Source organism: Humibacillus xanthopallidus, assembly GCF_006717145.1.
Lineage (GTDB): Bacteria > Actinomycetota > Actinomycetes > Actinomycetales > Dermatophilaceae > Humibacillus > Humibacillus xanthopallidus.
The window spans coordinates 590,086-613,687 of record NZ_VFQF01000002.1 but is presented as its reverse complement, the minus strand read 5'-3'; the positions used below and the strand labels follow the sequence as shown (position 1 = coordinate 613,687).

Below are 23,602 nucleotides of genomic sequence, written 5' to 3'. Positions count from 1 at the left end.
GGCGTCTCGGGTAAGGATGAGGGCATGGCAGAGCCCACGCACCCCCAGACGCCGGACGACACGATCGGTGCGCGCGATCTCACGGCGTGGCACACCCGCTTCGGCCGCTGGCTCGTGTCGGTCTTCACCGCCCTCGCCCGCACGGTGCGCCCCGCCGCGGGCCGGGTGGTCGACTGGTCGGCGGCCCACCTCGCGTTCGTCATCTTCGCGGTGGTCTCGCTCGGGCTGATGGCGCTGCTCGTCGAGGGCGTCGAGCAGGTCTACGAGAGCCTGACCGAGCGCGACGGCCTCGCCGGCCTCGACCAGCCCGTGCTCGACGCGATGGTGGCGCAGCGGACGCCAGGGCTCGACAGTGCCGTGACGACCTTCACCGACCTCGGCGGTGCGGTGGGGATGCCGATCATCGCCGCCGTCTGCGCCATCGCCATCGCGCTCTGGCGACGCTCGTGGACCCCGGTCGTGCTCACCCTCATCGCCGCGGCCGGCTCGGTCACCATGACCGTCGTCGGCAAGGACATGGTCGACCGGGCGCGCCCGCCGGCCGCCCTCGCGGTGCCCCCGCTCGAGGTGTCACCCTCGTTCCCGAGCGGGCACACCCTCAACGCCACGGTTCTCATCACGATGATCGTCTACCTGCTGCTCATCGAGACCACCGCGACGTGGCAGCGGGTCCTCGCCGTCACCGTCGGCACGGCGTTCGTCGTGCTCATGGGGCTCTCACGGGTCTACCTAGGCCACCACTGGCTGACCGACGTCGTCGCGGGCTGGCTCATCGGACTCGCCTGGGCCCTCGCCGTCATCACCGCCCACCGGCTCTGGCTGACCCTGCGCGACCGCGGCGACCGCGGCGACCGCGGCGACCGCGGCGAGCCGGCAGAGACGGCCGAGGGCTACGAGCGTGGTGGGAGCGGCACGTCGTCCGATCCCACCACGGTCACCCCGTGACCGCTGCGACCCTCACTGGAAGACGGCCGTGCCCTTCTGCTGCAGCTGCTCCAGCATCGTCTTGGGATCACCCTGCGGCAGGGTGGCCACCTGCGCGTCGAAGTCCTTGAGGACCGGCACCATGCCCGCGACCGACACGGGCAGCTGGGCGTACTCCGCACCGGCGATGAAGGCCGCGTCGTTCGGGAAGGACCCCTTGTACGTCGCGGCAGCAGACCTGATCGACGGCATGACCCCGAGGCCGGTCGCCAGGGCCATCGCCGGGTCGCTGGTCGAGAGATAGCTGACGAGGTCGACGGCGGCGGCCTGGTTCTTGCTCTTGGCGGCGATGCCGTAGCACTCGGTGAAGGCCAGAGTGCCCTTGGCCGCGGGCCCGGCCGGCAGCTCGACGGCCTGCCACCTGAGGCTGGGGTAGGTGTTCTTGATCGCGGCGCGGATCGAGGTGGTCTCGATCGTCATGACCGCCTTGCCCTCGCCCAAAGCCTGGGTGGCGGACTCCGCGCCGACACCCTTGGGATAGGACGCCGACCCGTTGGCGAGCAGCTTCTTGACCTCGGTGAGGCCGGTGAGGTTGGTCGCCGTGTCGGCGGTCATCCGCGTCTGGTCGGGGCTGACGATCCACCCGCCGGCCTGCTTCATGAAGGCTCCGACACGGTCGCTCGTGTCGCCGATGACGAGGCCCTTGACGCTGCCCTGCGTCAGCTTCTGGGCCACCGACTCGAGGGCGGACCAGTCCTGGGGCACGTCACCCGTGCCGAGACCGGCCTGCTGCCAGAGGTCGGTGTTGATGACGAGGGCGAGGGTGGTGAAGTCCTTGGGCGCGCAGTAGAACTTGCCGCCGTAGGTGAAGGTCTGCACGAGGTTGGGGTAGAAGTCGTTCTTCATGCTGAGCTGGTCACCATAGGCGAGCAGGTTGCCCGCCTTGGCGTAGGTCGGGAAGATCGTGGCGTCGGTGACGAAGAGGTCCGGTGCGGAGCCGTCCGAGAAGCCCTTGGTCAGCTCCTGGTCGATGTCGGTCGCCGCGACGACCTTGACCTTGTTGCCGGTCTTCGACTCCCACGGGGCGACGGTGTCCTGCTGCAGCTTGAGGTCGGCAGGGCTCGTGGAGTCGATCATGTAGGTGAGCGTGACGGGCGCGCTCGCCCCCGACTGCGTCGATGCACCGCTCGACCCCGTGTCGGAGCTGCTGCTGCAGGCGGCGAGCGCCAGGGCTGCGGTGAGACAGCCTGCGAGGGAAACCGTGCTGCGCCTGCTCATGGGTGACATCGATCTCTCCTGCGACTGGTGTTCCGAGGGGACTCTCGCTGGTGGCGGAGGGGTCGACCCCCGGCCACGCCCAAATGTGGCATGACTGAGGGGGATTCGCCACAGAATCAGTGCGATCTACACCACGCCGCGACAATCTCGTCGCTGGCGGGCCGCCCCCACGACGGCAACGGTCCTCGGGAGCCGACCGGACGGCATACGCGCTGGGGCGCAGGTGCCTACGATCGACGGGTGATGCCTGCCCTCATCCTCGTGTCCGAGACCAGGGCGCCCGAGCTGCTCGACGAGTTCGGTCGCTACGCCCGCGACTACGACCTGCGCACCGCGACCTCGGTCGCCGAGGCGGAGCAGGTCGCCGCGTCGATCCGCGAGGCGGGCGGGCAGGTCGCGATGTTCGTCTCGGAGTCGCAGCTGCCCGACGCGTCGGTGCTCGAGGCCTTCGCCCGCTGGCGCACCGTCGTGCCCACGGCGAGGCGGCTCATCGCGGCGCACTGGTCGCGCTTCCTCACCGACGCGCCGACCCTCCGCGCCGGTCTCGCGAAGGGGAAGTACGACGCCTACCTGCTCATGCCCCGCGGGGTGCGCGACGAGGAGTTCCACACCGCCGTCTGCGAGCTCCTCTCCGACTGGGGGTCGACGGTCGCGGCGCCCGAGGTCGTCAGCGTGCGCATCGTCTCGCCGGTCGCCGACGCCCTGACCCTGTCGATCCGCGACTACCTCGACCGGATGGGTCTGCCCAACCGGGTCTACGCGCCGGACAGCGAGGTCGGGCGCGAGGTGCTCGCCGCGCTCGAGGGCGAGCCGGACTTCCCCGTCGTCGAGGCGATGGACAAGCTGCCGACGTCGCCGCGCTCGGTGCAGGACGTCGCGATGCGCATCTACGGCCAGCCCGCCGACATCGACCTCGACACCGTCGTCGACGTGGCGATCGTCGGGGCCGGCCCCGCCGGGCTCGCCGCCGCGGTCTACGCCTCGTCGGAGGGGCTGACGACGGTCGTGCTCGAGGCCGAGGCGGTCGGCGGCCAGGCCGGCACGTCGTCGATGATCCGTAACTACCTCGGCTTCCCCCGTGGCATCTCCGGTATGCGGCTCGCTCAGCGGGCGCGCAACCAGGCCATCCGCTTCGGCACCCGCTTCTTCAGCGGCTGGCCCGTGACGCAGCTCGAGCCGGGGGTCGACGGGGCACCCCACCTGCTGCGCACCGAGGGGGGTGACGTACGGGCGCGCTCGGTCGTCGTCTCGGCGGGCGTGAAGTACCGCCGCCTCCGCGTGCCCGGGGTCGACCCGCTCGTCGGTCTCGGCGTCTTCTACGGCAGCGCCATGACCGCCGCCCGCGAGATGGAGGGCAACGACGTCGTGGTCGTCGGCGGCGGCAACTCGGCCGGACAGGCCGCGATCCACCTCGCGCGCTTCGCCGACTCCGTGACGATCCTCGTGCGCCGGCCGGACCTCGAGTCGACGATGTCGGCCTACCTCATCGGTGAGATCGCCTACAACCCGCGCATCACCGTGCAGCCCTGCTCCGAGGTCGTCGAGGTCGGCGGCGAGGGCCGGCTCGAGTGGATCACCGTGCGCGACACCGCTGCCGGGGGCGACACGCGCCGTGCCTGCTCCGGGCTCTTCCTCCTGCTCGGCGCCGAGCCGCACTGCGACTGGCTGCCCGACTCCGTCGCGCGCGACGCCCGCGGCTTCGTGCTCACGGGCCGTGACGTGCCGCCCGCGCACTGGCGTGACGGCCTGCCACCCGGGTCGCTCGAGACGACACTGCCGGGAGTCTTCGCCGCCGGCGACATCCGGTCGGGCTCGATGAAGCGCGTCGCCGCCGCCAGCGGCGAGGGCGCCTCGGTCGTGCCGCTCGTGCACGCCTGGCTCTCGGAGGTCTGAAATCCGGCGCCGGTCCGGATGCGGCTCCTCCCGGCAATCGAAAGGTCGCCCCGGCAGCTCGCGCAGCCCTCAGAGCCGGATGAGCTGACCGTCGCGGAACGAGTAGCGGAAGGCCGTCGTCGTGGCCGCGGGCAGGTTGGCCGGGTGGTTCGCCTTGCGGGGCGGGTGCGGCGGGCGCGGTGACTGCGTGCCGGGCTGGGCGGCATACGACAAGCCGGTGGAGACTCCAGCGGCATGCGCCTGTGCGACGCCGAGGCCTGCGGTGCCGACGAAGGCGACGACGACTGCCGCGCCGGCGGCACTGAGGCCGCGGCGCAGGGCCGAGCGCGGGGCGGGCGGGAGGGCTGCGGGGCTGGGTGTCGTGTCCATGTCCTCGAGCCTCGAACCGCCGGCTGTCAGACGTCTGTGTCGTCCCAGTGCGTCACCGATGGAGCTCGGATCGACTGGGGGACATAGTGATTCGTTGCCCGTCACCCGTCGAGCGCCCGCTCCATCTCCTCGGCCACGCGGTATGCCGTGGGGCCGCCCTCCGCTCGCAGGCCGGCGACGACGCCCCGACGGTCCGCGTCGGAACGGTTCTGGCTGAGCTTCGCCTTGCCCTCGACGGCCGTCGCCTCGTCGATGATGAGCTCGACGCCGACGATGGCACGCAGCTGACCGCGGACGTAGGCGGGCGGCGCATCGGTGACGGCCCAGGGCTGCTCACGGTGGCTCTCGTGGCGGTCGGTGAGGCGCGTGACGACGTCGAGCACCCAGTCGGGGTCGTCGTGCACCGTCACGGTGCCGCGCAGCTGCACCTCGCTGTAGTTCCACGTCGGCACGACCCGGCCGTGCTCCTGCTTCGACGCGTACCACCCGGGCGAGACGTAGGCGTCGGCACCGGAGACGACGAGCAACCCTGGCGACGCGGGCGCGATGCGACGCCAGTGCTCGTTCGCCCGGGCGAGGTGGCCGACAACTGTCGTGCCGCTGACGATGACGGGCAGCAGCGTGGCGTCGGGCCGGCCGTCCGGGCCGACGGTCACGAGGCGCCCCGACGGGTGCGCCTCGAGGAAGGCGGCGACAGCGGCCTCGGACATGACATTGGGCGGCGGCACGTACACGCCTCGATGGTTGCACGAGAGCCCACCGACACTGTGTCGGTGGGCTCTCGTCTCGAGGTTGGCTGGCTCGGGGTTGGCTGGCTTGGCGGACCTGGACCGGCAGTCGGGCCCGGTCGGTGGGCTCAGCCGCTGTGCCGGTGGGGCGCTCGACGCGCCGTGGCCGCCCAGGGCCGCGGCTGGCCGGCGTGCGGGGCGTCGTGCGGGCTGTCGTGCAGTCCGGTTCGGGGTGCGGCCGGCACGGCGTGAGGTCCGGCCGCGGTCGCCGACCGGTCGCCGGCCCCGAGGTCGAGGCGCTCGCTCCGGTCGAGGCGGTCGGCGAGCGACCTCAGCAGCACCGCGGCGCGGCTCGGGTGGCGCCGACGGTGCGCGCGGTGGCGGGCAGCCACGCGCTCCACGATGAGGTCCCGTGCGAGCGCCTCCTGCGGAGAGAGGCGCAGCCCCGTGCTCGCGGTGCTCATGCGAGGCTCACCTGGGCGCGACGGACCTTGATGTCGCCGCTGCCGGAGTGCACCGCGAGGCTCGTCTGCGCCTCGGAGTCGCCCGGTCCGTCGGCCTCGGAGAGGTCGATCTTCACGTCGCCCGTCACCGTGTTGAGGTCGAGGTAGGCCGCGACGCCGGACGCCACGCCGATGACGACGTCGCCGGTGCCCGTCTTCGCCCGGACCTCGCCGCCGTGCACCGCGCCGAGCTGCACGTCGCCCGTGCCGGTGACGACCTCGACGTCCGCTGCCGATGCCCCGATCGTGACGTCTCCGGAGCCCGTCTTGGCACGCAGCGGCGCCTCGGCGCGACGGAGCGACACGTCGCCGCTGCCCGACAGGAGATCGACGGCGCCGTGCGCCGCCTCGATCTCGATGTCGCCCGACCCCGTCTTGGCCCGCAGCTCGCCCCGGACGGCGCGCGCGGTGAGGTCTCCGGAGCCCGACTTGAGCTCGGCGGCCCCGAGGTCGTCGAAGGCGATGTCGCCCGAGCCGGTCACGGCCTGGGTGTCGCCGAAGCGGCCGGTGCCGCGCACGTCGCCGGAGCCACTGCGCACGTCGAGGGTGCTGCCCTCGGGCAGGTCGATCTCGACGTCCACGGCGTCGCGCTTGCCGAGGGAGAAGACGGAGCCGCGCTCCTTGGGAGCGAGGACGACGACGGCATCGCCGCGCGACTCGACGGTGAAGCGCTCGGCGATCTCGGCGCCGTTCTTGCCGCGCGGCACGAGGCGCACGACGGTGGTGGGCCCGCTCGTGGTGCGCAGCGACAGGTCGCCCTGTTGCAGCTCGACCTTGAGGCTGATCGGTCCGGTGGTCTCGAAGCGGGTCTCGAGGGGGGTGCTCATCATGGTGTCCCTTCGGTCGAAGTCTGGGTTTCGCTGGTCAGAGGTGGGGGTGGCGGTGACGGCGGAGCCGCCGGGTTCGGGGAGCATCAGCGCACCCAGCCCTGGACGCGCTTGTTGGAGGAGCGGTTGCGACCGGGGGCGCCGGGCCCCATCGGCCCGAGGTTGACGGTCACACCAGGGGTGGTAGCCGCTCGCACGGCACCGACGATCCACGTGTTCAGAGACTGGCCGCGCTGGGCCGCGAGCTCCTCAGCCCGGCCCTTCAGCTGCTCCGAGAGGCGCAGCGTGATGCGCGCGGTGTCGCCGGCATCCTCCGGTGACATCACGGTGGTGTCATCGGTGCGGATGGTCTGGGTGTCGGCGTCCGCCACCGCGTCGGGGCCGCCCCCGACGACGACGAAGACCGGCTCACGGCCCTGGAGGCGCACCTCGACGGAGATGCCCTCGAGCTCGTTGGTGATCTCAGCCGCTGCGTGCGACAGGGCGTCCATGAGGGCGAGGCGGGCTGACGAGTCGAGCGCGAAGCCGATGCGCTCAGCGGCCTGCTCGGTCTCCGGACCCATCGCCCTGGCCGCCTGGGCGAGATCCCGACGCAGTGCGTCGACGTACTCGGTGATGTCCATGTGCACCACAGTGACATCACTATGACGCCATGTCAACACCATTGCGATGTCACGTGCCGCCAGTGCTGCGTCGCAGGTCGTGCGAGCGCTCAGCCCCCGCCGGTATGCCGTCCGCCGACAGACGCCGATCGCTGCACTCCTGCGCGGGGTACGTTCTCCAGCGGGGCGGCATACGCCATCTCCTGCGCGGCGGCACACGCCACGCTCGAGGGCGCGCCGCGCCACCCGCCACCCGCAGCACTCCCCTCCCTCGAAAGGGTGCCGATGCGCAGCCTCGGAACCTCCGACCGTCCCGCCGTGCGCGCCCTCTCGCGCGCGATCGAGGCGGTCTCGTCCCGCACCCGAGCCCGCCAGTTCCTCCGGGTGACCGACCGCATGGGTGCCTCGCCGGCCGCGATCCTCCCCTTCGTCGAGGGCTCCCCCAACTTCCGGGGTCGTCGCTTCGAGGGCGAGGAGCCGTCGCTGCGGCCGCGGGTGCGCGCCCAGACGAGCGCGGCGATCGCCGCCATCCGCGTCAGCGGGCGTGGCAGGCCCGTCGGCGAGGTGCCGGTCGTCGCGGCACGTCCGCCGCAGACCCCGGGCGAGCTCGCCGTGACCTGGTACGGCCACGCCACCTCGGTGCTCGAGATCGACGGTGCACGCTTCCTCATCGACCCCGTCTTCAGCGAGCGGGTCTCGCCCATCCGCCGGTCCGGGCCGCAGCGGATGCACCCGGTGCCCGGCGCCATCGCCGAGATCCCGTCGATCGACGCGGTGCTCATCAGCCACGACCACTACGACCACCTCGACCAGCCGTCGATCGTCAAGCTCGAGGAGACGCACCGGCCGCACTACGTCGTGCCGCTCGGCGTCAACGCCCACCTGCTCGCCTGGGGTGTGCCGACGGAGCGGATCACCGCCCTCGACTGGCGCGAGACGACCGAGGTCGCCGGCATCCGCCTCACCTGCACCGAGGCCCGGCACAACTCGGGCCGCGGGCTCGTCGACAGCCAGACCCTCTGGGCAGGGTGGGCCCTGCACGGCCCGGCCCACTCGGCATACTTTGCCGGCGACTCCGGTACGTCCAAGCGCTTCGCGGCGATCGGCGCCGACCTCGGGCCGTTCGACCTCACCCTGATGCCCATCGGCGCCTACGACTCGTTCTGGCCGGACATCCACATGGATCCCGAGCAGGCGCTCGCTGCGCACCGCGACGTGAACCGCATCGGCAGCGTGGTCGAGGCGCTCACGGAGGACCACGCGGGCATCGCCGACGCCTTCATCGAGGGCGACCAGCGCATCGACACGCCGGGCGGCACCCACGAGGAGGGCGAGCGCACGACGACGACGCGCACCGTGCAGACCGCCGCCCGCGAGTCGCTCCTCGTGCCGCTCCACTGGGCGACCTTCAACCTGTCGATGCACTGGTGGGCCGAGCCGATCCGTCGGCTGCTCAAGGCAGCCGCAGAGGCGGACGTCCCCGTCGCGTGCCCCCGGGTGGGCGAGCGCGTCGACCTGACGACCGGTGACGCCACGACCGTCGCTGAGGAGTTCTCCACCCCGTGGTGGCAGGCCTGCTCAGCCCCCGACGACCGCGACTGACGCCGCCTCCCCGATCGAGAGAGCACCCCGTCGCCACCCCCAATCGAGAGAGCACTCCGTCGGCACGTGCCCGATCGAGAGAGCACTCCGTCGGCATCCGATCGCACGACGAAGTGCTCTTTCGATCAGGATGGGGTGGGCTGGCGCCCGTCGGGAACTCCCGCGTCGGGCGCTTCGCTGACGACAATGGGGGCGGCCATCCCGACCGGCCCCCACGTGACCACCAGGAGGACCCCGTGCAGCTCCCCATCCTTCGCCGCATGGGTGCCACCCCGGGCGCGATGCGTCGTCGCGCGGCCGACTCGCCCCACTACCGCGACGGGGAGTTCCGCGCCCACGAGCCGGCGCACATCGTGGCCACCTCCGAGGCCGAGGGCCCGGGCAACCTCATCGCCACGATGGTGCGCGAGTTCGGGCGCGGCAAGCCGAAGGGCACCGTGCCGCTCGTGCCCCCGCGCCACCCCGACGAACCGGCCGACCTCGCGGTGACGTGGTACGGCCACGCCACGAGCGTCGTCGAGCTCGACGGCCGGCGCTTCCTGCTCGACCCCGTCTTCGGTGACCGCGTCTCGCCGTCGGCCTTCGTCGGACCCAAGCGCATGCACCCCGTGCCCGGAACGATCGCCGAGATCCCCCGGCTCGATGCCGTCGTCATCAGCCACGACCACTACGACCACCTCGACGAGCCCTCGATCCGGCAGCTGGAGCGCGCCCACCGGCCGCACTACGTCGTGCCCATCGGCGTCGAGCTGCACCTCGAGTCCTGGGGCGTCCCGGCCGAGCGCATCACCAGCCTCGACTGGCGCGAGGAGACCGAGGTCGGCGGCATCCGCCTCACCTGCACCGAGGCCCGACACTTCTCCGGCCGCGGCCTCGTGCGCAACCAGACGCTGTGGGCGGCGTGGTCGCTCCACGGACCCCGCCACTCCGTCTTCTTCGGCGGCGACTCTGGCCCCACGCACCGCTACACCGACATCGGCGCCGATCTCGGACCCTTCGACCTGACGATCATCCCGATCGGCGCCTACAGCGTGCACTGGCCCGACATCCACCTCAACCCGCAGGAGGCGGTCGAGGCGCACCTCGAGGTCAACCGCGGCGCCACCGACTCGGTCATGCTTCCCATCCACTGGGCGACCTTCAACCTCGCAACGCACTGGTGGAGCGAGCCGATCCGCTGGGCCCGCCGCGTCGCTGCCGAGCGGGGGGTGCGCCTGGTCGCGCCGGTGGTCGGTGCGCGGATCCAGCTGAGCGGCAACGACATCGACGACGTCGTTGCCGCTCATCAGGACCCTTGGTGGGAGGCCTGCTCGGGGCCGTCCGACCGCGACTGACCTGCTGCGTCGGCCGCGCGCCGACGGACCGCCATCACTCCCGCGTGCGGGCGCCCCCGAGCACACCCTCCTCGCCGTATGCCGGCTCGTGGCGGTCCGCATGTCCGCTCACGAGCGCCTGCGGCTGGGCCGGCACCTCTGTCGGCACCTCGAGCCCGACAGTGCTCTCGGTGCTCTCGGTGCTCTCTGTGCGGACTGAGCGGTCGGTGAAGATCCAGCTGCGCATGGCGACGAAGCGCGCGGCCGTCGACAGCACGTTGGCCACGAGCACGACCCCGGTCTGCACGAGGGTGCTCGCGTCCGGCGCGACGACCTCGAGCAGTGCCAGCGCGAGCGTCGTCGCGGCATACGTGATGGCGAAGATCACGAGCGCCTGCCCGTGGTGGATCGCGAGCCGCTTGCGGCCTGAGATGCCGAACGTCCACGCACGGTTGATGCCCGTGTTCGCGAGCGTGGCGATGACCAGGGCGACACCGTTGGCGAGCTGCGATCCGGCGCCGCCCCGCACCAGGGCCGCAAAGAGGCCGAGGTGCAGGGCAGTGGTCACCAGACCGACACCCGCAAACCGAATCACCTGTTGTGAGAGTTGAATCCGCGGAGCAGCCATCGTCGTCATCTCTCGCTCGATCAGGATGCGGCGGACACGGGCTGGGTCAGGTCATAGAACGTCGAGCCGTCGATCGTCACCGCGGTGAAGTTCTGCTGCACCCACGCGGCGATCTCGGACGAGGAGCTGCTGCCACCGTTCTGCCCACCGAATCCCCTTCCGCCACTGGCGAAGTAGTGGATCTGCCCGTTGGCGACGTACTGCTGGAACTGTGCCAGCGTGGGGCTCGGGTCGGACCCGTTGAACCCGCCGATGGCCATGACCGGCAACCCGGTGCCCAGCTGGAGACCCGCTGCGGTCTGCGAACCGACCGCCGCAGCGACCCAAGAGAACTGATCGGCGTTCTGCGAAAGCGCTGCCACGACAGCGGTGCTCGGAGCAGATGCATCGAGCAGGCCGCCCATGCCGCCACCGCCGGCCGTGCCACCGGTGGGCGCCCCGCCCGGCTGGGTGGTGCCCGTCTGGCCCTGCTGCTGGGGCGGCATACCGCCTCGCATGCCACCCGGGCCACCGCCGGAGCCCGCGGGACCTGCGGTGACGATCGAGCCGCTGTGGGCCTGGGCCGTCGTCGAGACGGTGTAGGCCGCGGGACCGGCGAGACCCGCGAGGAGCGCTGCGGCGAGGACGAAGGGAACGGCGCGCTGGTCGAACCGGCGCAGGCCGAGGACGAGCAGGGCCGCGGCCATGCCGACGGCGAGCACCGAGATCCGGAGCCACTCACCGTAGGCCGTCGTGCGCGACAGGAGGATGAAGCTCCAGGTCGCGGCGGCAGCGATGGCCGCCGACAGTGCGATCGTGGCCACGGCACTGTCCCGGCGCTCCCACACCTCGACCGCGCCCATGCCCACGAGTGCGGCGATGGCGGGGGCCACGGCCACGGTGTAGTACTCGTGGAAGATGCCGGCCATGAACGAGAAGACGAGCATCGTGACGACGAGCCAGCCACCCCAGACGAGGTATGCCGCCCGGCGCAGGTCGGTGCGCGGGAGACGTCCGCGCAGCCAGAGGCCGGCGACGAGCAGGATGATTGCGCTCGGGATGAGCCAGGAGATCTGACCGCCGACGCTCGAGGAGAACATGCGGAAGAGCCCCGTCTCACCCCACTGGCCACCGGTGGCGCCGCCGCCGCCACCGACGGAGCCGGTCTCGTCGCCGCTCAGTCGGCCGAGGCCGTTGTAGCCGAAGGTCAGCTCGAGGAAGGAGTTCGTCTGGCTGCCACCGATGTAGGGGCGGGCCGAGGCGGGGATGAGCTCGACGATCGCGACCCACCACCCCGCCGACAGGACCATCGTGCCGACTGCCAGCAGAGAGTGGATGATTCGCTTGCGCAGCGTCGTAGGAGCGGCGATGAGGTAGGCGAGCCCGAAGAACGGGACGACGAGGAGCACCTGAAGGGTCTTGGTGAGGAAGCCGAGGCCGATGAAGACACCGACGATCATCATCCACTTCGGCGAGGCCTGCTCGATGGCCTTCATCGTCGCCCACGCGCCGAGCGCCATGAGGAGCGTGAGGAGCGCGTCGGGGTTGTTGAAGGTGAACATCAGGGCGGCGACAGGGGTCAGCGCGAGGGCGACGCCCGCGATGAGCCCGGCGGCCGCACCGAAGTGCCGCTTCACGGTGGTGTAGACGACCCCGACGGTCGCGACGCCCATGAGCACCTGGGGGAAGAGGATCGCGAACGAGTTGAGGCCGAGCAGGCGCACCGAGAGCGCCATGACCCACAGCGAGGCCGGTGGCTTGTCGACCGTGATCGAGTTGGCCGCATCGGAGCTGCCGAAGAAGAAGGCCTTCCAGCTCTCACTGCCGGCCTGCACCGCGGCGGAGTAGAAGGAGTTGGCGTAACCGCTCGACGTGAGGTTCCACGTGTAGAGCACGAGCGTGGCGAGCAGGACTCCGAGGAGCGCGGGCCTGGCCCAGGCGGGGTCGGTGTCGGCGCCTCGCCAGAGCTGGCGCAGCCGGCCGCCGCGCGGGGGGCGCCGACCGGTCGAGCTGGCCGTGAGGGCGGGGTCGGCCGGTGGGTGCGGGGCGGCGTGGGCTGCCGAGGGCGATGTCGGGTCGCCCGGCGAGGTGAGGGTCATCGTGTCCATGTCCCCACGCTCGGGGCCGACGCTGTGGTCCGCCTATGACCTGTCTGAGCCACTCTGATGAGGATTCGTCCCTACCCGGCGTGAAGGCTTCAGCTGTTGGGCGGGCTGGTGTCGGGAAGCTCGGGGGCCGGCGGGGGGAATGTGTACGTGTCTGCGTTGTTGTCGTCGTGCGGATCACTCGTCGAGCTCTCCGCAGTGACCTCGACGGGGGCAGCTGCGGCCGAGCTCATCGTGACTCTGACGGTCAGCTCGGTCTTCGCTGGTTGCCTGGCGATCTCACAGGTCGCGCTGGTCCCGTCTGCGTTGAGGGTGCAACTCGATTCGCCGCCTGGCGATGCAACCTTGGCCGACCGGAGCATCCCAGGCTGTGCGCTATCTACCGTCACCACGATCCCGTCACTGTCGTCGGGACCACCGTTCTTGACCGCGAACACGAGCTCCAACTCCTCTGACCCCAGAACCTGCTGCCTGTGCGAGTACGCCACACTGAGGTCTGCCTCAGGGGGCGGCTGTACGGGGGGAGGAACCACGGCCTTCTTCGACGTCGTGGTCTCCGAGCTGTGGGGGATCACGGTGCCGGTCTCGACGGGACCCGAGCTCGGTCGCATCAGTGACCATGCTCCGAAGCCCGCGACGATCGCGAGGAGCAGCAGGATCCAGCCCGCGCGGCTCTTGCGACGAGCTGGCGGCGGGCTGGGGGGCGCCGGCTCGGCACGCCGGGGCACCGGCCGAGGCGAGGGAGGCGAGACCGGCGCCGCGTTCCTCACCGGCTTGGTGACATAGGTGGTGCAGGTCTGGGAGTGGGGAGAGCGCATCTCGTCGTCACCGAGGGCGACAACCGAATAGCTGTACTCACCCGGCCCGGGAGTGTCGTCGAGCGCCATGGGCAGCGTGACGATGGCGTGCCGCACGCCGTTGCGCCACACCTCCCAGGCGCGCACGGGAACCGAGTGGTCCGGCGGCTGCCGCCACATGAGGTTGACGACTCCGTCGACCACCTCGGCGCGCACGTGTTGGGGCTGCGCGGGCGGGCCCGGCGCTGGAGCCGCGCGCTCCGCAGGCCTAGCGACTGGTAGGGCAACAGCAGGGACGGTGGCCGCAGGAACAGTGGCAGCAGGGACGGTGGCAGCAGGAAGAGCGGCAGCAGGAACGGTGGCCCCAGGCTCGGGTGGGGCCTCCGGGCGGGCCTCGAGGTCGAAGAGGACGCCGTCGACGGCTCGGAGGTAGAGCACGGGGGTGGCCCACTCCCCCTCACTGGCGGCGAGGACCGCCTGACGTGCCAGGGTCACCGCGAGGTCGACCGGTCGACCGGCGGTGACGGAGTCGTAGAGAGTCCGGCTGAAGGCCGTCGCCGCCGCGTCGGTGATCTGGAACTGCATGGCCACCACGGCGGGAATCCCCTGCTCCACCAGGGCGATCGCGGTGCTCGCATACGGATCCACGTCGCTGACGTGCCCTCCCTCGCAGGAGTTGAGGACTGCGAGCCGGATCGGCGAGTTCGACAGCATGACGCCGAGCTGGCTCCCCGTCACCCGGCGCTGCCGACCGTCCGGGCCGGTGAACGCGAGGTGACCCTCCCCCGTGTCCTCGTCGGAGCCGCCGTGCCCGATGTAGTGGAAGATGTGGAAGTCCCGGTGCATCAGGGTCTCGCGCACGTCCTCGAGCGAGGCGACCGGTAGCAGCTCGAGCTCGAGCCGGCCGGACTGCACCAGGGGGTCGAGCTCGTCTCGAAGGAGCGTCCACTCCCGTTCGACCTCGAGGGCGGGCAGGTCGCTCGGGCTGGAGATCACGACGAGCATCCGGAGCGGGCCGGTCACGCGCAGGGGCAGCACCGGCTCCGGCAGGTCGACGAAGCGGAGCGTCGGGAAGCGGCTGAGCTGGCAGGGATACCAGTGCCGCTCGGGGTCGTAGAGCAGCTCCCACGGGAGGTTCGCCAGCGCGGTGGCGTCAGCGAAGCGGATGCGCAGGCGCAGGCCGCGTTGACGCTTGGCCGCGACGTACTGGCTCGTCCGCAGGATGGCGAGGGCCTTGTCGTTGAAGAGGGCCCGGAAGAGGTCCGCACCGAACTCCTTCGGGCTCGGCGGCGACGGGGCATCGGCCTTGAGCCTGCGCTCACCCCGCACCCCGAGCCGCACTGCGGGGAGCCCGCCGAGCGGTTCCGGCGGCACGAACGGCATGGCTGGGACCGATCCGGTCGGGGAGTCGACGACGCGCGCGGAATAGCCGTCGCCACTGCGCTCGAGCAGGACTTCGAACTCGTCGTACTCCAGCTCCTTGATCGCGATCTCCCCCTCACGGTGAATCGCGAGTCGGACCTCGCCGGAGACTCCACGGCTTGGTGCGCAATGGCCGACGACGCCCTGCCCTCACCTCCACGGTATTCCCGGCAGGACCGCCTCCCAGCAGGATTCACCGGCCCAAGGCTGTCTCTCTCGTCACGTCAGACAGCCCCGGTTCGAGGTGATCCCGACACCCACGTGGCCCCCGAGATCACCTCGAATCGGGGAGCAGGTGGCCCCCGCGATCACCTCGAATCGGGGACCAGGTGAGCCGGCAGGAGAACCGTGAACGTCGTGTCCCCGGGACGGCTCTGCAGCTCGACCCGCCCACCGAGGGCCTTGGCCACCGCGGCGACGATCGACAGGCCGAGGCCCGTGCTTCCACCAACCCGGTTGCGAGCGTCATCACCACGGGCAAAGCGCTCGAAGACGTTGGGCTGCAACGCTTCTGGCACACCCGGCCCGTTGTCGTGAACCGTCAGACGCACCCAGTCGGCCTCCTGCCGGATGGCAGTCGTCACCCGCGTGCCCGCGGGCGTGTGGGTGCGCGCATTGGCGAGCAGGTTGGCCGCGACCTGGTGGAGGCGCGCGGTGTCACCGGTCACCTCGATCGGCTCGGGCGGCAGGTCGAGGTCCCACACGTGGTCCGGCGAGGCGGCGTGAGCGTCGCTGACGGCGTTGATGACGATCATCGACAGGTCGACGGGCTTCTGCTCGAGCGGCCGCCCGGCATCGAGCCGCGCGAGGAGAAGCAGGTCCTCGACGAGCGAGCTCATCCGGTTGGCCTCGGACTCGATGCGCCCCATCGCGTGGGTCACCGAGGTCGGCACCTCCTCGGGCTCACGGCGCGACAGCTCCGCGTAGCCCTTGATGGAGGCGAGCGGCGTGCGCAGCTCGTGCGAGGCGTCGGCGACGAACTGGCGGACCCGCTGCTCGCTCTGGTGGCGGGAGTTCAGCGCCTCGTCGACGTGGTCGAGCATCTCGTTGAGGGCGGCGCCCACCTGACCCACCTCGGTGCGGGTGTCGGTGTCGGCGGGGTCGACCCGCTCAGCGAGGGCGACCTTGCCGGACGACAGCGGCATACGGGAGACCCGCGTCGCAGTGTCGGCCACGCGCTGCAGCGGCTCGAGGTTGCGTCGCACGATCCACGTGCCGAGCACGGAGACGAGCACGAGGCCGAGCCCGACGCCGGAGATGGCGATGATGACGAGGCGCCCGATCGTGGCGTCGGTCGGGCCGGACGAGAGCCCGACGACGAGCGTTCCGGGCGTCTGCGTGCCCGTGCGATCGAGGAAGGTGACCGACTTCGACATCATCCGGTAGCGGCCGAGGCTGCCGCCGAGGTCGATCGTCGTGCCCTCGTTGGACCGGACGCCGGCGCTCTGGATCGTCGCGATCTGGGCGGAGGTCAGCGGCACCGGCTGGTCACTCGACTCGAGGATGCCGACCGTGCGCGCGGAGGTGATCTGCACGACGATGCGGTCCGCGCCGGGGCCGCGCGGGCCGTCACCGTCGTCGGACCCCGGCCCGCCCGTCCGGTCGGGACGCAGCGCAGCCTCCAGCTGGCCGTCGACCTGGGCCGTGAGGTGCGAGTTGAGGGCGGTGATGGTGAAGACCGCCGTCATCATGCTGACGACGGTGAAGAGGGCGAGCATCGACGCGACGAGCTTGGCGCGCAAGGTCCAGGCCGACCACGGCCGCACGCCGCCATGCATCGCGGTCAGGCGCTCGCGCAGGCCGCGCCGGGGGTGTGCCGGCTCGGCAAGCACCTCGGGCGTGCGGGCGTCGCTGCCGTCGGGCAGGTCCTCGGGTGTCGGGTCGTCCGCGGGCGACACGTCGCGGAAGGTGACGACCTCAGGCGGCGGGCTTGAGGACATACCCCGCCCCCCGCATCGTGTGGATCATCGGCTCGCGCCCGGCATCGATCTTCTTGCGCAGGTAGGAGATGTAGAGCTCGACGACGTTGGCCTGGCCACCGAAGTCGTAGTTCCACACCCGGTCGAGGATCTGCGCCTTGGACAGCACACGCCGAGGGTTGCGCATGAGGTAGCGCAGGAGCTCGAACTCCGTTGCGGTCAGGTGGATCTCGTCGCCACCGCGGCGCACCTCGTGGCTGTCCTCGTCGAGCGACAGGTCGCCGACGACGAGCATCGAGTCGCTCGACGACACGGCCACGGTCGTGCGGCGCATGAGGGCCCGGACGCGCGCCACGACCTCTTCGAGAGAGAAGGGCTTCGTCACGTAGTCGTCGCCGCCGGCGGTGAGCCCGGAGACGCGGTCCTCGACGGCGTCTTTGGCGGTGAGGAAGAGGACCGGCACGCCGGCGTTGTCGGCGCGCATGCGACGCAGCACCTCGAGCCCGTCGAAGTCGGGCAGCATCATGTCGAGCACGACGGCATCCGGGTCGAACTCGCGGGCCGCGCGCACCGCCTCCATCCCGGTGCCGGCGGAGCGGACCTCCCACCCCTCATAGCGCAAGGCCATGCCCAGCAGCTCGGTGAGGTTGGGCTCGTCGTCGACGACGAGCACCCGAACGGGTGATCCGTCGAGTCGCTGGAGTCGGGCGGCGGCCTGGGTCTTCTCGCTCATGTATCCAGTGAACCTGTGGGCACTGTGCGACCGCCAGCACCTGCCTGTGTGAATTCTGTGGAGTCGCTGTCGACGAAGACCCAGCAGAAGACCCAGCAGAAGACCCAGCAGGAGGACGGCCCTGCCACAGCCCTGCCACAGGTAGCGCGTCGACCGTGGCGACATGAGCAACGACTCCTCCCCCACCCAGCCGGAGCGTCCGGAGCCCAGGCTGCCGCAGTTCGACCCCAACGGGGCCGGTGCCCCCACGCACCCCGCCACGCCCGCCGCCGGCCCCGACGAGACGCAGGTGCTCCCGTCCGCGCCCACCGCTCGCACCCCCATCGTGCCGCCCGCGGCGCCCTACGCGTATGCCGCCGAGCCTAGCCCGTATGCCGCCTCGCCCGCCGCCGCGGCAGCATCCACTCCCGCCGTGGAACAGGCTGCTCCGGTCGCTGCCTCCGAGCGCTCACCGCGCTGGTCGGCCAAGAAGACAGCCCTCACCGCAGGGCTGGTCCTCGTCCTGTCCGTCGGTGGGGCCATCGCCGCCGCCGCGGCCATGCCCTCGGGCAACACCGCGGAGAGCAGCCGCTTCGGCGCGCCGGGCCAGGGTCGTCACTTCCAGTTCCCCGGCGGCCAGGGCCAGCAGGGCCAGGGTCAGCAGGGTCAGGGACAGCAGGTCCTGCCCAACCAGCCCGGCCAGCAGGGCGGCCAGCTGCCCGGGCTCCCCGGGACCGACTCCGACTCCGACGGGGACGCTGACGCCACCCGCGGACTGGGCGGGCTGGACCCGAACCAGCTGCTCCAGATGAGCCCCGACCAGTTGCTCCAGCTGCTCCAGGAGCAGGGTCAGCTCGGGTCGGGTGGCTCCGGCGGCCTCGGCAGCTCGCCGCAGGGCGGCGCCCCCGGCCAGGACGGCACCACGAGCCAGGACGGCACGGCACGCACGACGTGAGGTGAGGCTGTCCTGTGATGACAGTCGCTGAGGGCGGTGTCACGATCGGGACATGACGGCAGACGATTCCACCCGGGCCGACGAGCTGGTCGCAACCGACCATGCGGGGGACGGCCCCGGCACCGGTCCGGGCACCGGCCCCGAGGAGCCCCACGACGCCAACGTCGGGTCGCGCCTCAACTGGCTGCGCGCCGGAGTGCTCGGCGCCAACGACGGCATCGTCTCGACGGCCGGGGTCGTCGTCGGCTTCGCCGGGGCGACGAACGACCGCACCGCGATCATCCTCTCGGGCATCGCCGCACTGTCGGCGGGCGCGATGTCGATGGCCGCCGGTGAGTACGTCTCCGTGAGCACCCAACGCGACTCCGAGAAGGCGCTCATCACCCTCGAGACCCGCGAGCTGCACGAGGACCCCGAGGGCGAGCTCGAGGAGCTGACCCAGCTCTACGAGGCCAAGGGCATGAGCCGCGCCGTCGCCGAGCAGGTCGCCACCGAGCTCACCGCGCACGACGCCCTCAAGGCACACGCCGAGGCTGAGCTCGGCATCGACCCCTCCGACCTCACGAACCCCTGGCACGCGGCCGGCGCCTCGATGCTCGCCTTCATCGTCGGGGCTCTCCTGCCGTTGCTGACCATCACCTTCTCCCCGGAGTCGATGCGCGTCTGGGTCACCGTCGGCAGCGTCGCGGCGGCCCTCGTGCTCACCGGCTACGTGAGCGCACGGATGGGGCGCAGCCCCGTGCAGCGGGCCATCGTCCGCAACGTCGCCGGTGGCCTGCTCGCCATGGGTGTCACCTACCTCATCGGTGTCGTCGCGGGGGTCAGCCTCGGCTGACAGACCCCGCCCGGAAACCGCGCCAGAAACCCCGCCACGGCGGCAGTCCACGAGCATCCTGGTCGGACGCACACGGCATACGGCCTCGGCATGTAGAGTCGAGGGGTCCCGGTGCCAGCTGGCGCCACGAGCCGCAGGAGCAGCCTCCGCCCGATGGGCGAGCGCTCCACACCGGACGCGCAGGTCAAGACCTCGGCCACCACACGCGAACGGGACAACGGCACGTCCAGGGTTGACCTGAGTGCTGCATATCTGGTGACGACCGCCCACGCACGAGCTCCGTCCGCTGGTGGGACGGGCGTCACCTGCCTGACCAGGAGGAACATGCCAGCGCGAGTGCGCCGTCGGCCCACCGACGGCTCGAGCGAGACCGGGGCGCGCCGCGTCCAGACCCGCCGGGACGACCCGGCGCCGCTCATCCCCGTGCTCGCGCGACGCGTGCGCGAGATCGAGGCGCGGATCAGCTCGAAGGGCAAGGCGAGCCCGACCAACCGGACGAAGTTCCAGGTCATCGCCCTGCTCATGCGCGCCGAGCGGGCCCGGGTCAAGGACGACTCCGCCCTGTCCGGCGCGACCCGCGCCGAGCTGCTCAAGCGCCTCGACGGCATCGCGACGATCCTCGCGCAGATCGCCGCCCGCGACACGAGCCTCCTGCCGCTGCTCGACGTCGACGCCCGCCCCGGCGCGGCGGCCCAGCAGCTGCGGCGTGACTGGCTCATCGAGTCCGGCGCGGAGCTCGCCGAGGAGGACCTCGCCGTCTCAGCACCTCCGCCGCTCGAGCCGCTCGTGCCCCCGCAGCTCGCGGCGAAGCAGGTGATGCCGCAGTCCGTGCCGGCGCGCGCGCTCGCCAACCCCTTCCTCATGCCCGACCTCACGCCGCGACCGGCCCACGAGTACCTGCCCGGCCGGCTGGCCGGGTGGGAGCTGCTCGGACCGCTCTACCGGGCCTTCGAGCTCGGGGCCGGCGGTGACGCAGCCTCCATGGAGCTGCCGCCCAAGCCGCTCATCGACCGCTTCTCACCCGTCGGCCAGCGCCTCATGGTGCACCAGTCGCGCTTCCTCCAGAGCGTGCAGGAGGGGCATCGCACCTTCCTGCTCGCCGACGAGCCCGGCCTCGGCAAGACGGCCCAGTCGGTGCTCGCGGCCTCGGTCGCGAACACCTACCCGATGCTCGCCGTCGTGCCCAACGTCGTGAAGATCAACTGGGCGCGCGAGGTCGAGCGGTGGACGCCGCAGCGCAAGGTGAGCGTCATCCACGGCGACGGCAAGGACGTCGACGCCTTCGCCGACGTCTTCGTCGTCAACTACGAGATCCTCGACCGGCACTTCGCGTGGTTGTCGTCCTTCGGCTTCCGCTCGATGGTGGTCGACGAGGCCCACTTCATCAAGAACCTCACCTCCCAGCGGTCGCAGCAGGTGCTCGCCCTCGCCGACCGGCTCCGCGCGACGACGCCGGGCGGCAACCCGCTGCTGCTCGCCCTCACGGGCACGCCGCTCATCAACGACGTCAAGGACTTCGACGCCATCTGGCGCTTCCTCGGCTGGATCAAGGGCGGCAAGCCGGTCGCCGAGATCGTCCGCCGCCTCGACGAGACGGGCTACTCCCCCGCCGACCGCGGCTTCTACCCCGAGGCGCGCCGCGCCGTCATCGACATGGGCATCGTGCGCCGCCGCAAGGTCGACGTCGCGAGCGACCTCCCCGAGAAGCGCATCGCCGACATCACCGTCGAGCTCGACGACGCCCTCGGACAGTCCATCCGCAAGGCGGAGCGGGCCGTCGGCGAGCGCCTCGCCAAGCGGTATGCCGCCCTGCTGAGTGAGGAGCGCGGCGTTCCCGTCGCCGGTCCCGAGCTCGCGTTCGAGCCCGACGAGGCGCTGATGCGCCGAGTCGCCGCCGCGGAGCTCAAGGCGGCCACAGGCCAGAAGAACACCGAGAACGTCTTCACTCTCGTGCGCAAGATCGGCCAGGCCAAGGCAACCCTCGCGGCCGACTACGCCGCGCAGCTCTCACACTCGGTCGGCAAGGTCGTCTTCTTCGCGAAGCACATCGACGTCATGGACACGGCCGAGCGGGTGCTCGCCGAGGCGGGCCTGCGCACGGTGTCGGTGCGAGGTGAGCAGACCTCGACCCAGCGCCAGCATGCCATCGACGCCTTCCAGAGCGACCCCGAGGTCGCGGTGGCCGTCTGCTCGCTGACGGCGGCCGGAGTCGGGCTCAACCTGCACGCCGCGTCCAACGTCGTGCTCGCCGAGCTGTCGTGGACGGCGGCCGAGCAGGGTCAGGCCATCGACCGCGTGCACCGCATCGGTCAGGACGAGCCGGTCACCGCGTGGCGCATCCTCGCGGCGAGCACGATCGACTCGAAGATCGCCGAGCTCATCGACGCCAAGCAGGGGCTCGCCGCGCGGGCCCTCGACGGGAGCGACGTCGACATCGCGGCGGGCGACACCCTCCAGCTCGAGGCCCTCGTGCAGCTGCTCCGGCAGGCCTTGGAGAACACGCCCGTCTGACGGGTCCTTCTTGATGGCGGCTCCGGCCGGCGCTGAGGGCTGTCACCCGGGAGGAAAGGCTGCGACGAAGAGGTCGATGACCCGGCGGTAGGCGCTGGTGTAGAGGCCCTCGTCCCACGTCGTCTCGGGTTCGTTGGCCAGGTGCTGGCTGAGCACGCCGAAGTGCAGGCTGGCGAGGATGACGAGGCCTTCGGTGGAGTCCGCCTCGGAGGCGAGCTGGCCGCGGGCCACGGCGTGGCCGATCGCCTCGCCCAGCTCGGCGACGAGCTCGTCTGCCGGGGCCATCGCTTCGGCGCTGGGGCGGAATCCGGGCACGGGGCGCCAGAAGAGCAGCTGGGCCTCGACGGGGTGGGTGACGGCCCACCGCGCGGTGGCGGTCATGCCAGCGAACAGGGCGACGAGTCCGGTCTCGGCGCCGGCGATGCCGTCACGCCAGGCGGCGAGGTTGGCTCGTTGTCCGCGGGCGAACACCGCGTCGTGCACCGCGAGGACCGAGGGGAACCACTTGTAGAGCGAGGGCGGCTGGATCGACAGGGCCCTGGCCAGCCGGGTCATGGTCAGGCCGGCCACGCCGACCTCGGCCATGATCTCGACCGACCGGTCGAGGATCGACTGGAGGGTCGCCTCGTGCCGGGGGGTGCGGCGGCTGGTGGCTGTCATCGGGGTCAAGGCTAACCGCTCATTTCGCTGGTCGGCTACGGCTACGAGGCGTAGCCTTTTGCAGAGCGAGCGCTGATGAGCGCTCGCGGAGACGAAGGGTGCTGCCATGAAGGTCCTTGCCATATCGACCAACACCGGAGACACCAGGGCCTACCTCGCCGACGAGGGCGCCCGGGTCGAGGACCTCACTCGTCAGGGGGTGGTGGAGCGGGTGCTGCTCAAGGCCGACTGGTCAGGGGCGATGCTGCTCCTCGAGGTTCCCGACCTCGAGACCGCGCGGGCCACCGTCAAGGCACTGCCCATCGCCGCCCACGGCCTTGCCCGGTTCGACCTCACCCCCGTCGTCGAACCGCCCGCGCAGGGTGGATCCACGAGCCCGTAGGCGTCCCGGGGTCGAGACTTGCCTCATGATCGACGTCGATCCGGAGCGGTTCGAGATGATGGTGAGCGAGGCGCTGGACGGCATCCCCGCAGAGCTTGGCGAGCTCATGAGCAACGTGGCCGTCACGGTGCAGCACGGCTCCGGGCCGCCCGGGCTCCTCGGGCTCTACCGGGGAGTGCCCTTGACCCGCCGGTCGTCGTTCTATGCGGGCGTCCTGCCTGACCGGATCACGATCTACCGTCTCGCCATCTGCGCGCTGTGCGCCAGCGACTCCGACGTGGTGGAGCAGGTCCGAAGGACGGTCATCCACGAGGTGGGTCACCACTTCGGGATCGGCGACGCACGGCTGCGCGAGCTCGGCTGGTGAGGCCGTCTGTGCGCCGGTCCGGTGGCTGCCGCAACCGGCTGCGTACCACCGCGAGGCGGCAGTGTCCTTCCTCCGCCAGAAGACCGCCCCGACGGGGCCCTTGTGGTTCGGCGTGGTCCGTTGCGCGCAGTGTCCGTCGGTGCACCCAGGCAGGTACGGGACCTGCGAGAGAGGACCCGCGGTAAACGAGGGCTGCGGCTGGGATCGCTCCAGGGCGGCGGCCGAGCTCGCGAGCCGTCCCGTCGTCGCCGACACCCGGGCCGCTGAGGTGAGGTCGGCCGAGTCCGCGAG

At 71.4% G+C, this 23,602-nt stretch carries 21 protein-coding genes; 9 read left to right on the top strand and 12 right to left on the bottom strand.

Features of this window, described 5'->3' with window-relative positions:
* The first annotated feature begins 24 nt into the window (after nt 1–24).
* Nucleotides 25–945 carry a phosphatase PAP2 family protein gene (locus tag FHX52_RS13660; RefSeq protein ID WP_141822882.1) on the top strand — a complete coding sequence of 307 codons (921 nt, stop codon included), beginning with the start codon at nt 25–27 and terminating at the stop codon, nt 943–945.
* 12 nt (nt 946–957) lie between these two features.
* On the opposite strand, the gene FHX52_RS13655 is transcribed toward FHX52_RS13660, so the two are convergent.
* A complete protein-coding gene (locus FHX52_RS13655) occupies nt 958–2,202 on the bottom strand; it encodes a type 2 periplasmic-binding domain-containing protein (RefSeq protein ID WP_185747280.1) in 1,245 nt (414 codons plus the stop codon).
* Between the two features lie 243 nt (nt 2,203–2,445).
* Here FHX52_RS13655 and FHX52_RS13650 point away from each other — a divergent pair, with 243 nt between their 5' ends.
* Nucleotides 2,446–4,095 carry an NAD(P)/FAD-dependent oxidoreductase gene (locus FHX52_RS13650; protein ID WP_141823698.1) on the top strand — a complete coding sequence of 550 codons (1,650 nt, stop codon included), beginning with the start codon at nt 2,446–2,448 and terminating at the stop codon, nt 4,093–4,095.
* Between the two features lie 69 nt (nt 4,096–4,164).
* On the opposite strand, the gene FHX52_RS13645 is transcribed toward FHX52_RS13650, so the two are convergent.
* From FHX52_RS13645 to FHX52_RS13625, 5 genes are all read right to left on the bottom strand, one after another.
* Entirely contained in the window at nt 4,165–4,464 is a 300-nt protein-coding gene (locus tag FHX52_RS13645) for a hypothetical protein (protein WP_141822878.1), read from the bottom strand.
* Between the two features lie 101 nt (nt 4,465–4,565).
* Nucleotides 4,566–5,198 carry an FMN-binding negative transcriptional regulator gene (locus FHX52_RS13640; RefSeq protein WP_141822876.1) on the bottom strand — a complete coding sequence of 211 codons (633 nt, stop codon included), beginning with the start codon at nt 5,196–5,198 and terminating at the stop codon, nt 4,566–4,568.
* Between the two features lie 122 nt (nt 5,199–5,320).
* Nucleotides 5,321–5,656, bottom strand: coding sequence for a hypothetical protein (locus FHX52_RS13635; protein ID WP_141822874.1), 336 nt, complete (start codon nt 5,654–5,656; stop codon nt 5,321–5,323).
* Nucleotides 5,653–6,522 (bottom strand): DUF4097 family beta strand repeat-containing protein, encoded by an 870-nt coding sequence (locus tag FHX52_RS13630; protein WP_185747279.1) that lies wholly within the window; start codon nt 6,520–6,522, stop codon nt 5,653–5,655. Before FHX52_RS13630 ends, FHX52_RS13635 begins: the two co-directional genes overlap by 4 nt.
* 86 nt (nt 6,523–6,608) lie before the next feature.
* Nucleotides 6,609–7,145, bottom strand: a complete 537-nt coding sequence (locus FHX52_RS13625; protein WP_185747278.1) for a toxin-antitoxin system HicB family antitoxin — start codon at nt 7,143–7,145, stop codon at nt 6,609–6,611.
* A 264-nt stretch (nt 7,146–7,409) separates the two neighbouring features.
* Here FHX52_RS13625 and FHX52_RS13620 point away from each other — a divergent pair, with 264 nt between their 5' ends.
* Both FHX52_RS13620 and FHX52_RS13615 read left to right on the top strand, forming a co-directional pair.
* Entirely contained in the window at nt 7,410–8,726 is a 1,317-nt protein-coding gene (locus FHX52_RS13620) for an MBL fold metallo-hydrolase (protein WP_141822868.1), read from the top strand.
* Between the two features lie 260 nt (nt 8,727–8,986).
* Nucleotides 8,987–10,060 (top strand): MBL fold metallo-hydrolase, encoded by a 1,074-nt coding sequence (locus FHX52_RS13615; protein WP_141822866.1) that lies wholly within the window; start codon nt 8,987–8,989, stop codon nt 10,058–10,060.
* A gap of 34 nt (nt 10,061–10,094) precedes the next feature.
* Here FHX52_RS13615 and FHX52_RS13610 read toward each other — a convergent pair whose 3' ends face one another.
* The 5 genes from FHX52_RS13610 to FHX52_RS13590 form a co-directional block, all read right to left on the bottom strand.
* Nucleotides 10,095–10,667, bottom strand: a complete 573-nt coding sequence (locus tag FHX52_RS13610) for a GtrA family protein (protein ID WP_281288008.1) — start codon at nt 10,665–10,667, stop codon at nt 10,095–10,097.
* 20 nt (nt 10,668–10,687) lie between these two features.
* Nucleotides 10,688–12,754 (bottom strand): ArnT family glycosyltransferase, encoded by a 2,067-nt coding sequence (locus FHX52_RS13605; RefSeq protein ID WP_141822862.1) that lies wholly within the window; start codon nt 12,752–12,754, stop codon nt 10,688–10,690.
* Between the two features lie 89 nt (nt 12,755–12,843).
* The gene (locus FHX52_RS13600) at nt 12,844–14,931 is read right to left on the bottom strand and encodes a CHAT domain-containing protein (RefSeq protein ID WP_141822860.1); all 2,088 of its coding nucleotides are present in this window, start codon (nt 14,929–14,931) and stop codon (nt 12,844–12,846) included.
* A gap of 347 nt (nt 14,932–15,278) precedes the next feature.
* Nucleotides 15,279–16,910 (bottom strand): sensor histidine kinase, encoded by a 1,632-nt coding sequence (locus FHX52_RS13595; RefSeq protein ID WP_281288007.1) that lies wholly within the window; start codon nt 16,908–16,910, stop codon nt 15,279–15,281.
* Entirely contained in the window at nt 16,888–17,622 is a 735-nt protein-coding gene (locus FHX52_RS13590) for a response regulator transcription factor (protein WP_141822858.1), read from the bottom strand. Before FHX52_RS13590 ends, FHX52_RS13595 begins: the two co-directional genes overlap by 23 nt.
* A gap of 163 nt (nt 17,623–17,785) precedes the next feature.
* Between FHX52_RS13590 and FHX52_RS13585 the strand changes: the two genes are divergently transcribed.
* From FHX52_RS13585 to FHX52_RS13575, 3 genes are all read left to right on the top strand, one after another.
* The gene (locus tag FHX52_RS13585) at nt 17,786–18,556 is read left to right on the top strand and encodes a hypothetical protein (protein WP_141822856.1); all 771 of its coding nucleotides are present in this window, start codon (nt 17,786–17,788) and stop codon (nt 18,554–18,556) included.
* A 52-nt stretch (nt 18,557–18,608) separates the two neighbouring features.
* Nucleotides 18,609–19,391 carry a VIT1/CCC1 transporter family protein gene (locus tag FHX52_RS13580; protein WP_141822854.1) on the top strand — a complete coding sequence of 261 codons (783 nt, stop codon included), beginning with the start codon at nt 18,609–18,611 and terminating at the stop codon, nt 19,389–19,391.
* A 324-nt stretch (nt 19,392–19,715) separates the two neighbouring features.
* The gene (locus FHX52_RS13575) at nt 19,716–21,902 is read left to right on the top strand and encodes a DEAD/DEAH box helicase (RefSeq protein ID WP_141822852.1); all 2,187 of its coding nucleotides are present in this window, start codon (nt 19,716–19,718) and stop codon (nt 21,900–21,902) included.
* Nucleotides 21,903–21,944: 42 nt separating this feature from the next.
* Here the strand turns inward: FHX52_RS13575 and FHX52_RS13570 are convergent, their stop codons facing one another.
* Nucleotides 21,945–22,562, bottom strand: coding sequence for a TetR/AcrR family transcriptional regulator (locus FHX52_RS13570; RefSeq protein WP_185747276.1), 618 nt, complete (start codon nt 22,560–22,562; stop codon nt 21,945–21,947).
* A gap of 106 nt (nt 22,563–22,668) precedes the next feature.
* On the opposite strand from FHX52_RS13570, the gene FHX52_RS13565 reads away from it, so the two are divergent.
* Entirely contained in the window at nt 22,669–22,944 is a 276-nt protein-coding gene (locus FHX52_RS13565) for a YciI family protein (protein ID WP_141822849.1), read from the top strand.
* A gap of 25 nt (nt 22,945–22,969) precedes the next feature.
* Entirely contained in the window at nt 22,970–23,311 is a 342-nt protein-coding gene (locus FHX52_RS13560) for a metallopeptidase family protein (protein WP_141822847.1), read from the top strand.
* The last annotated feature ends 291 nt before the right edge of the window (nt 23,312–23,602 follow it).

Coding starts and splice junctions, on each gene's coding strand:
- FHX52_RS13575 (WP_141822852.1), top strand. CDS start 19,716: ATGCCAGCGCGAGTGCGCCGTCGGCCCACCGACGGCTCGAGCGAGACC.
- FHX52_RS13585 (WP_141822856.1), top strand. CDS start 17,786: ATGAGCAACGACTCCTCCCCCACCCAGCCGGAGCGTCCGGAGCCCAGG.
- FHX52_RS13630 (WP_185747279.1), bottom strand. CDS start 6,522: ATGAGCACCCCCCTCGAGACCCGCTTCGAGACCACCGGACCGATCAGC.
- FHX52_RS13645 (WP_141822878.1), bottom strand. CDS start 4,464: ATGGACACGACACCCAGCCCCGCAGCCCTCCCGCCCGCCCCGCGCTCG.
- FHX52_RS13600 (WP_141822860.1), bottom strand. CDS start 14,931: ATGCCGTTCGTGCCGCCGGAACCGCTCGGCGGGCTCCCCGCAGTGCGG.
- FHX52_RS13650 (WP_141823698.1), top strand. CDS start 2,446: ATGCCTGCCCTCATCCTCGTGTCCGAGACCAGGGCGCCCGAGCTGCTC.
- FHX52_RS13620 (WP_141822868.1), top strand. CDS start 7,410: ATGCGCAGCCTCGGAACCTCCGACCGTCCCGCCGTGCGCGCCCTCTCG.
- FHX52_RS13625 (WP_185747278.1), bottom strand. CDS start 7,145: ATGGACATCACCGAGTACGTCGACGCACTGCGTCGGGATCTCGCCCAG.
- FHX52_RS13655 (WP_185747280.1), bottom strand. CDS start 2,202: ATGAGCAGGCGCAGCACGGTTTCCCTCGCAGGCTGTCTCACCGCAGCC.
- FHX52_RS13605 (WP_141822862.1), bottom strand. CDS start 12,754: ATGGACACGATGACCCTCACCTCGCCGGGCGACCCGACATCGCCCTCG.
- FHX52_RS13595 (WP_281288007.1), bottom strand. CDS start 16,910: ATGTCCTCAAGCCCGCCGCCTGAGGTCGTCACCTTCCGCGACGTGTCG.
- FHX52_RS13565 (WP_141822849.1), top strand. CDS start 22,669: ATGAAGGTCCTTGCCATATCGACCAACACCGGAGACACCAGGGCCTAC.
- FHX52_RS13590 (WP_141822858.1), bottom strand. CDS start 17,622: ATGAGCGAGAAGACCCAGGCCGCCGCCCGACTCCAGCGACTCGACGGA.
- FHX52_RS13635 (WP_141822874.1), bottom strand. CDS start 5,656: ATGAGCACCGCGAGCACGGGGCTGCGCCTCTCTCCGCAGGAGGCGCTC.
- FHX52_RS13570 (WP_185747276.1), bottom strand. CDS start 22,562: ATGACAGCCACCAGCCGCCGCACCCCCCGGCACGAGGCGACCCTCCAG.
- FHX52_RS13615 (WP_141822866.1), top strand. CDS start 8,987: ATGGGTGCCACCCCGGGCGCGATGCGTCGTCGCGCGGCCGACTCGCCC.
- FHX52_RS13560 (WP_141822847.1), top strand. CDS start 22,970: ATGATCGACGTCGATCCGGAGCGGTTCGAGATGATGGTGAGCGAGGCG.
- FHX52_RS13610 (WP_281288008.1), bottom strand. CDS start 10,667: ATGGCTGCTCCGCGGATTCAACTCTCACAACAGGTGATTCGGTTTGCG.
- FHX52_RS13660 (WP_141822882.1), top strand. CDS start 25: ATGGCAGAGCCCACGCACCCCCAGACGCCGGACGACACGATCGGTGCG.
- FHX52_RS13580 (WP_141822854.1), top strand. CDS start 18,609: ATGACGGCAGACGATTCCACCCGGGCCGACGAGCTGGTCGCAACCGAC.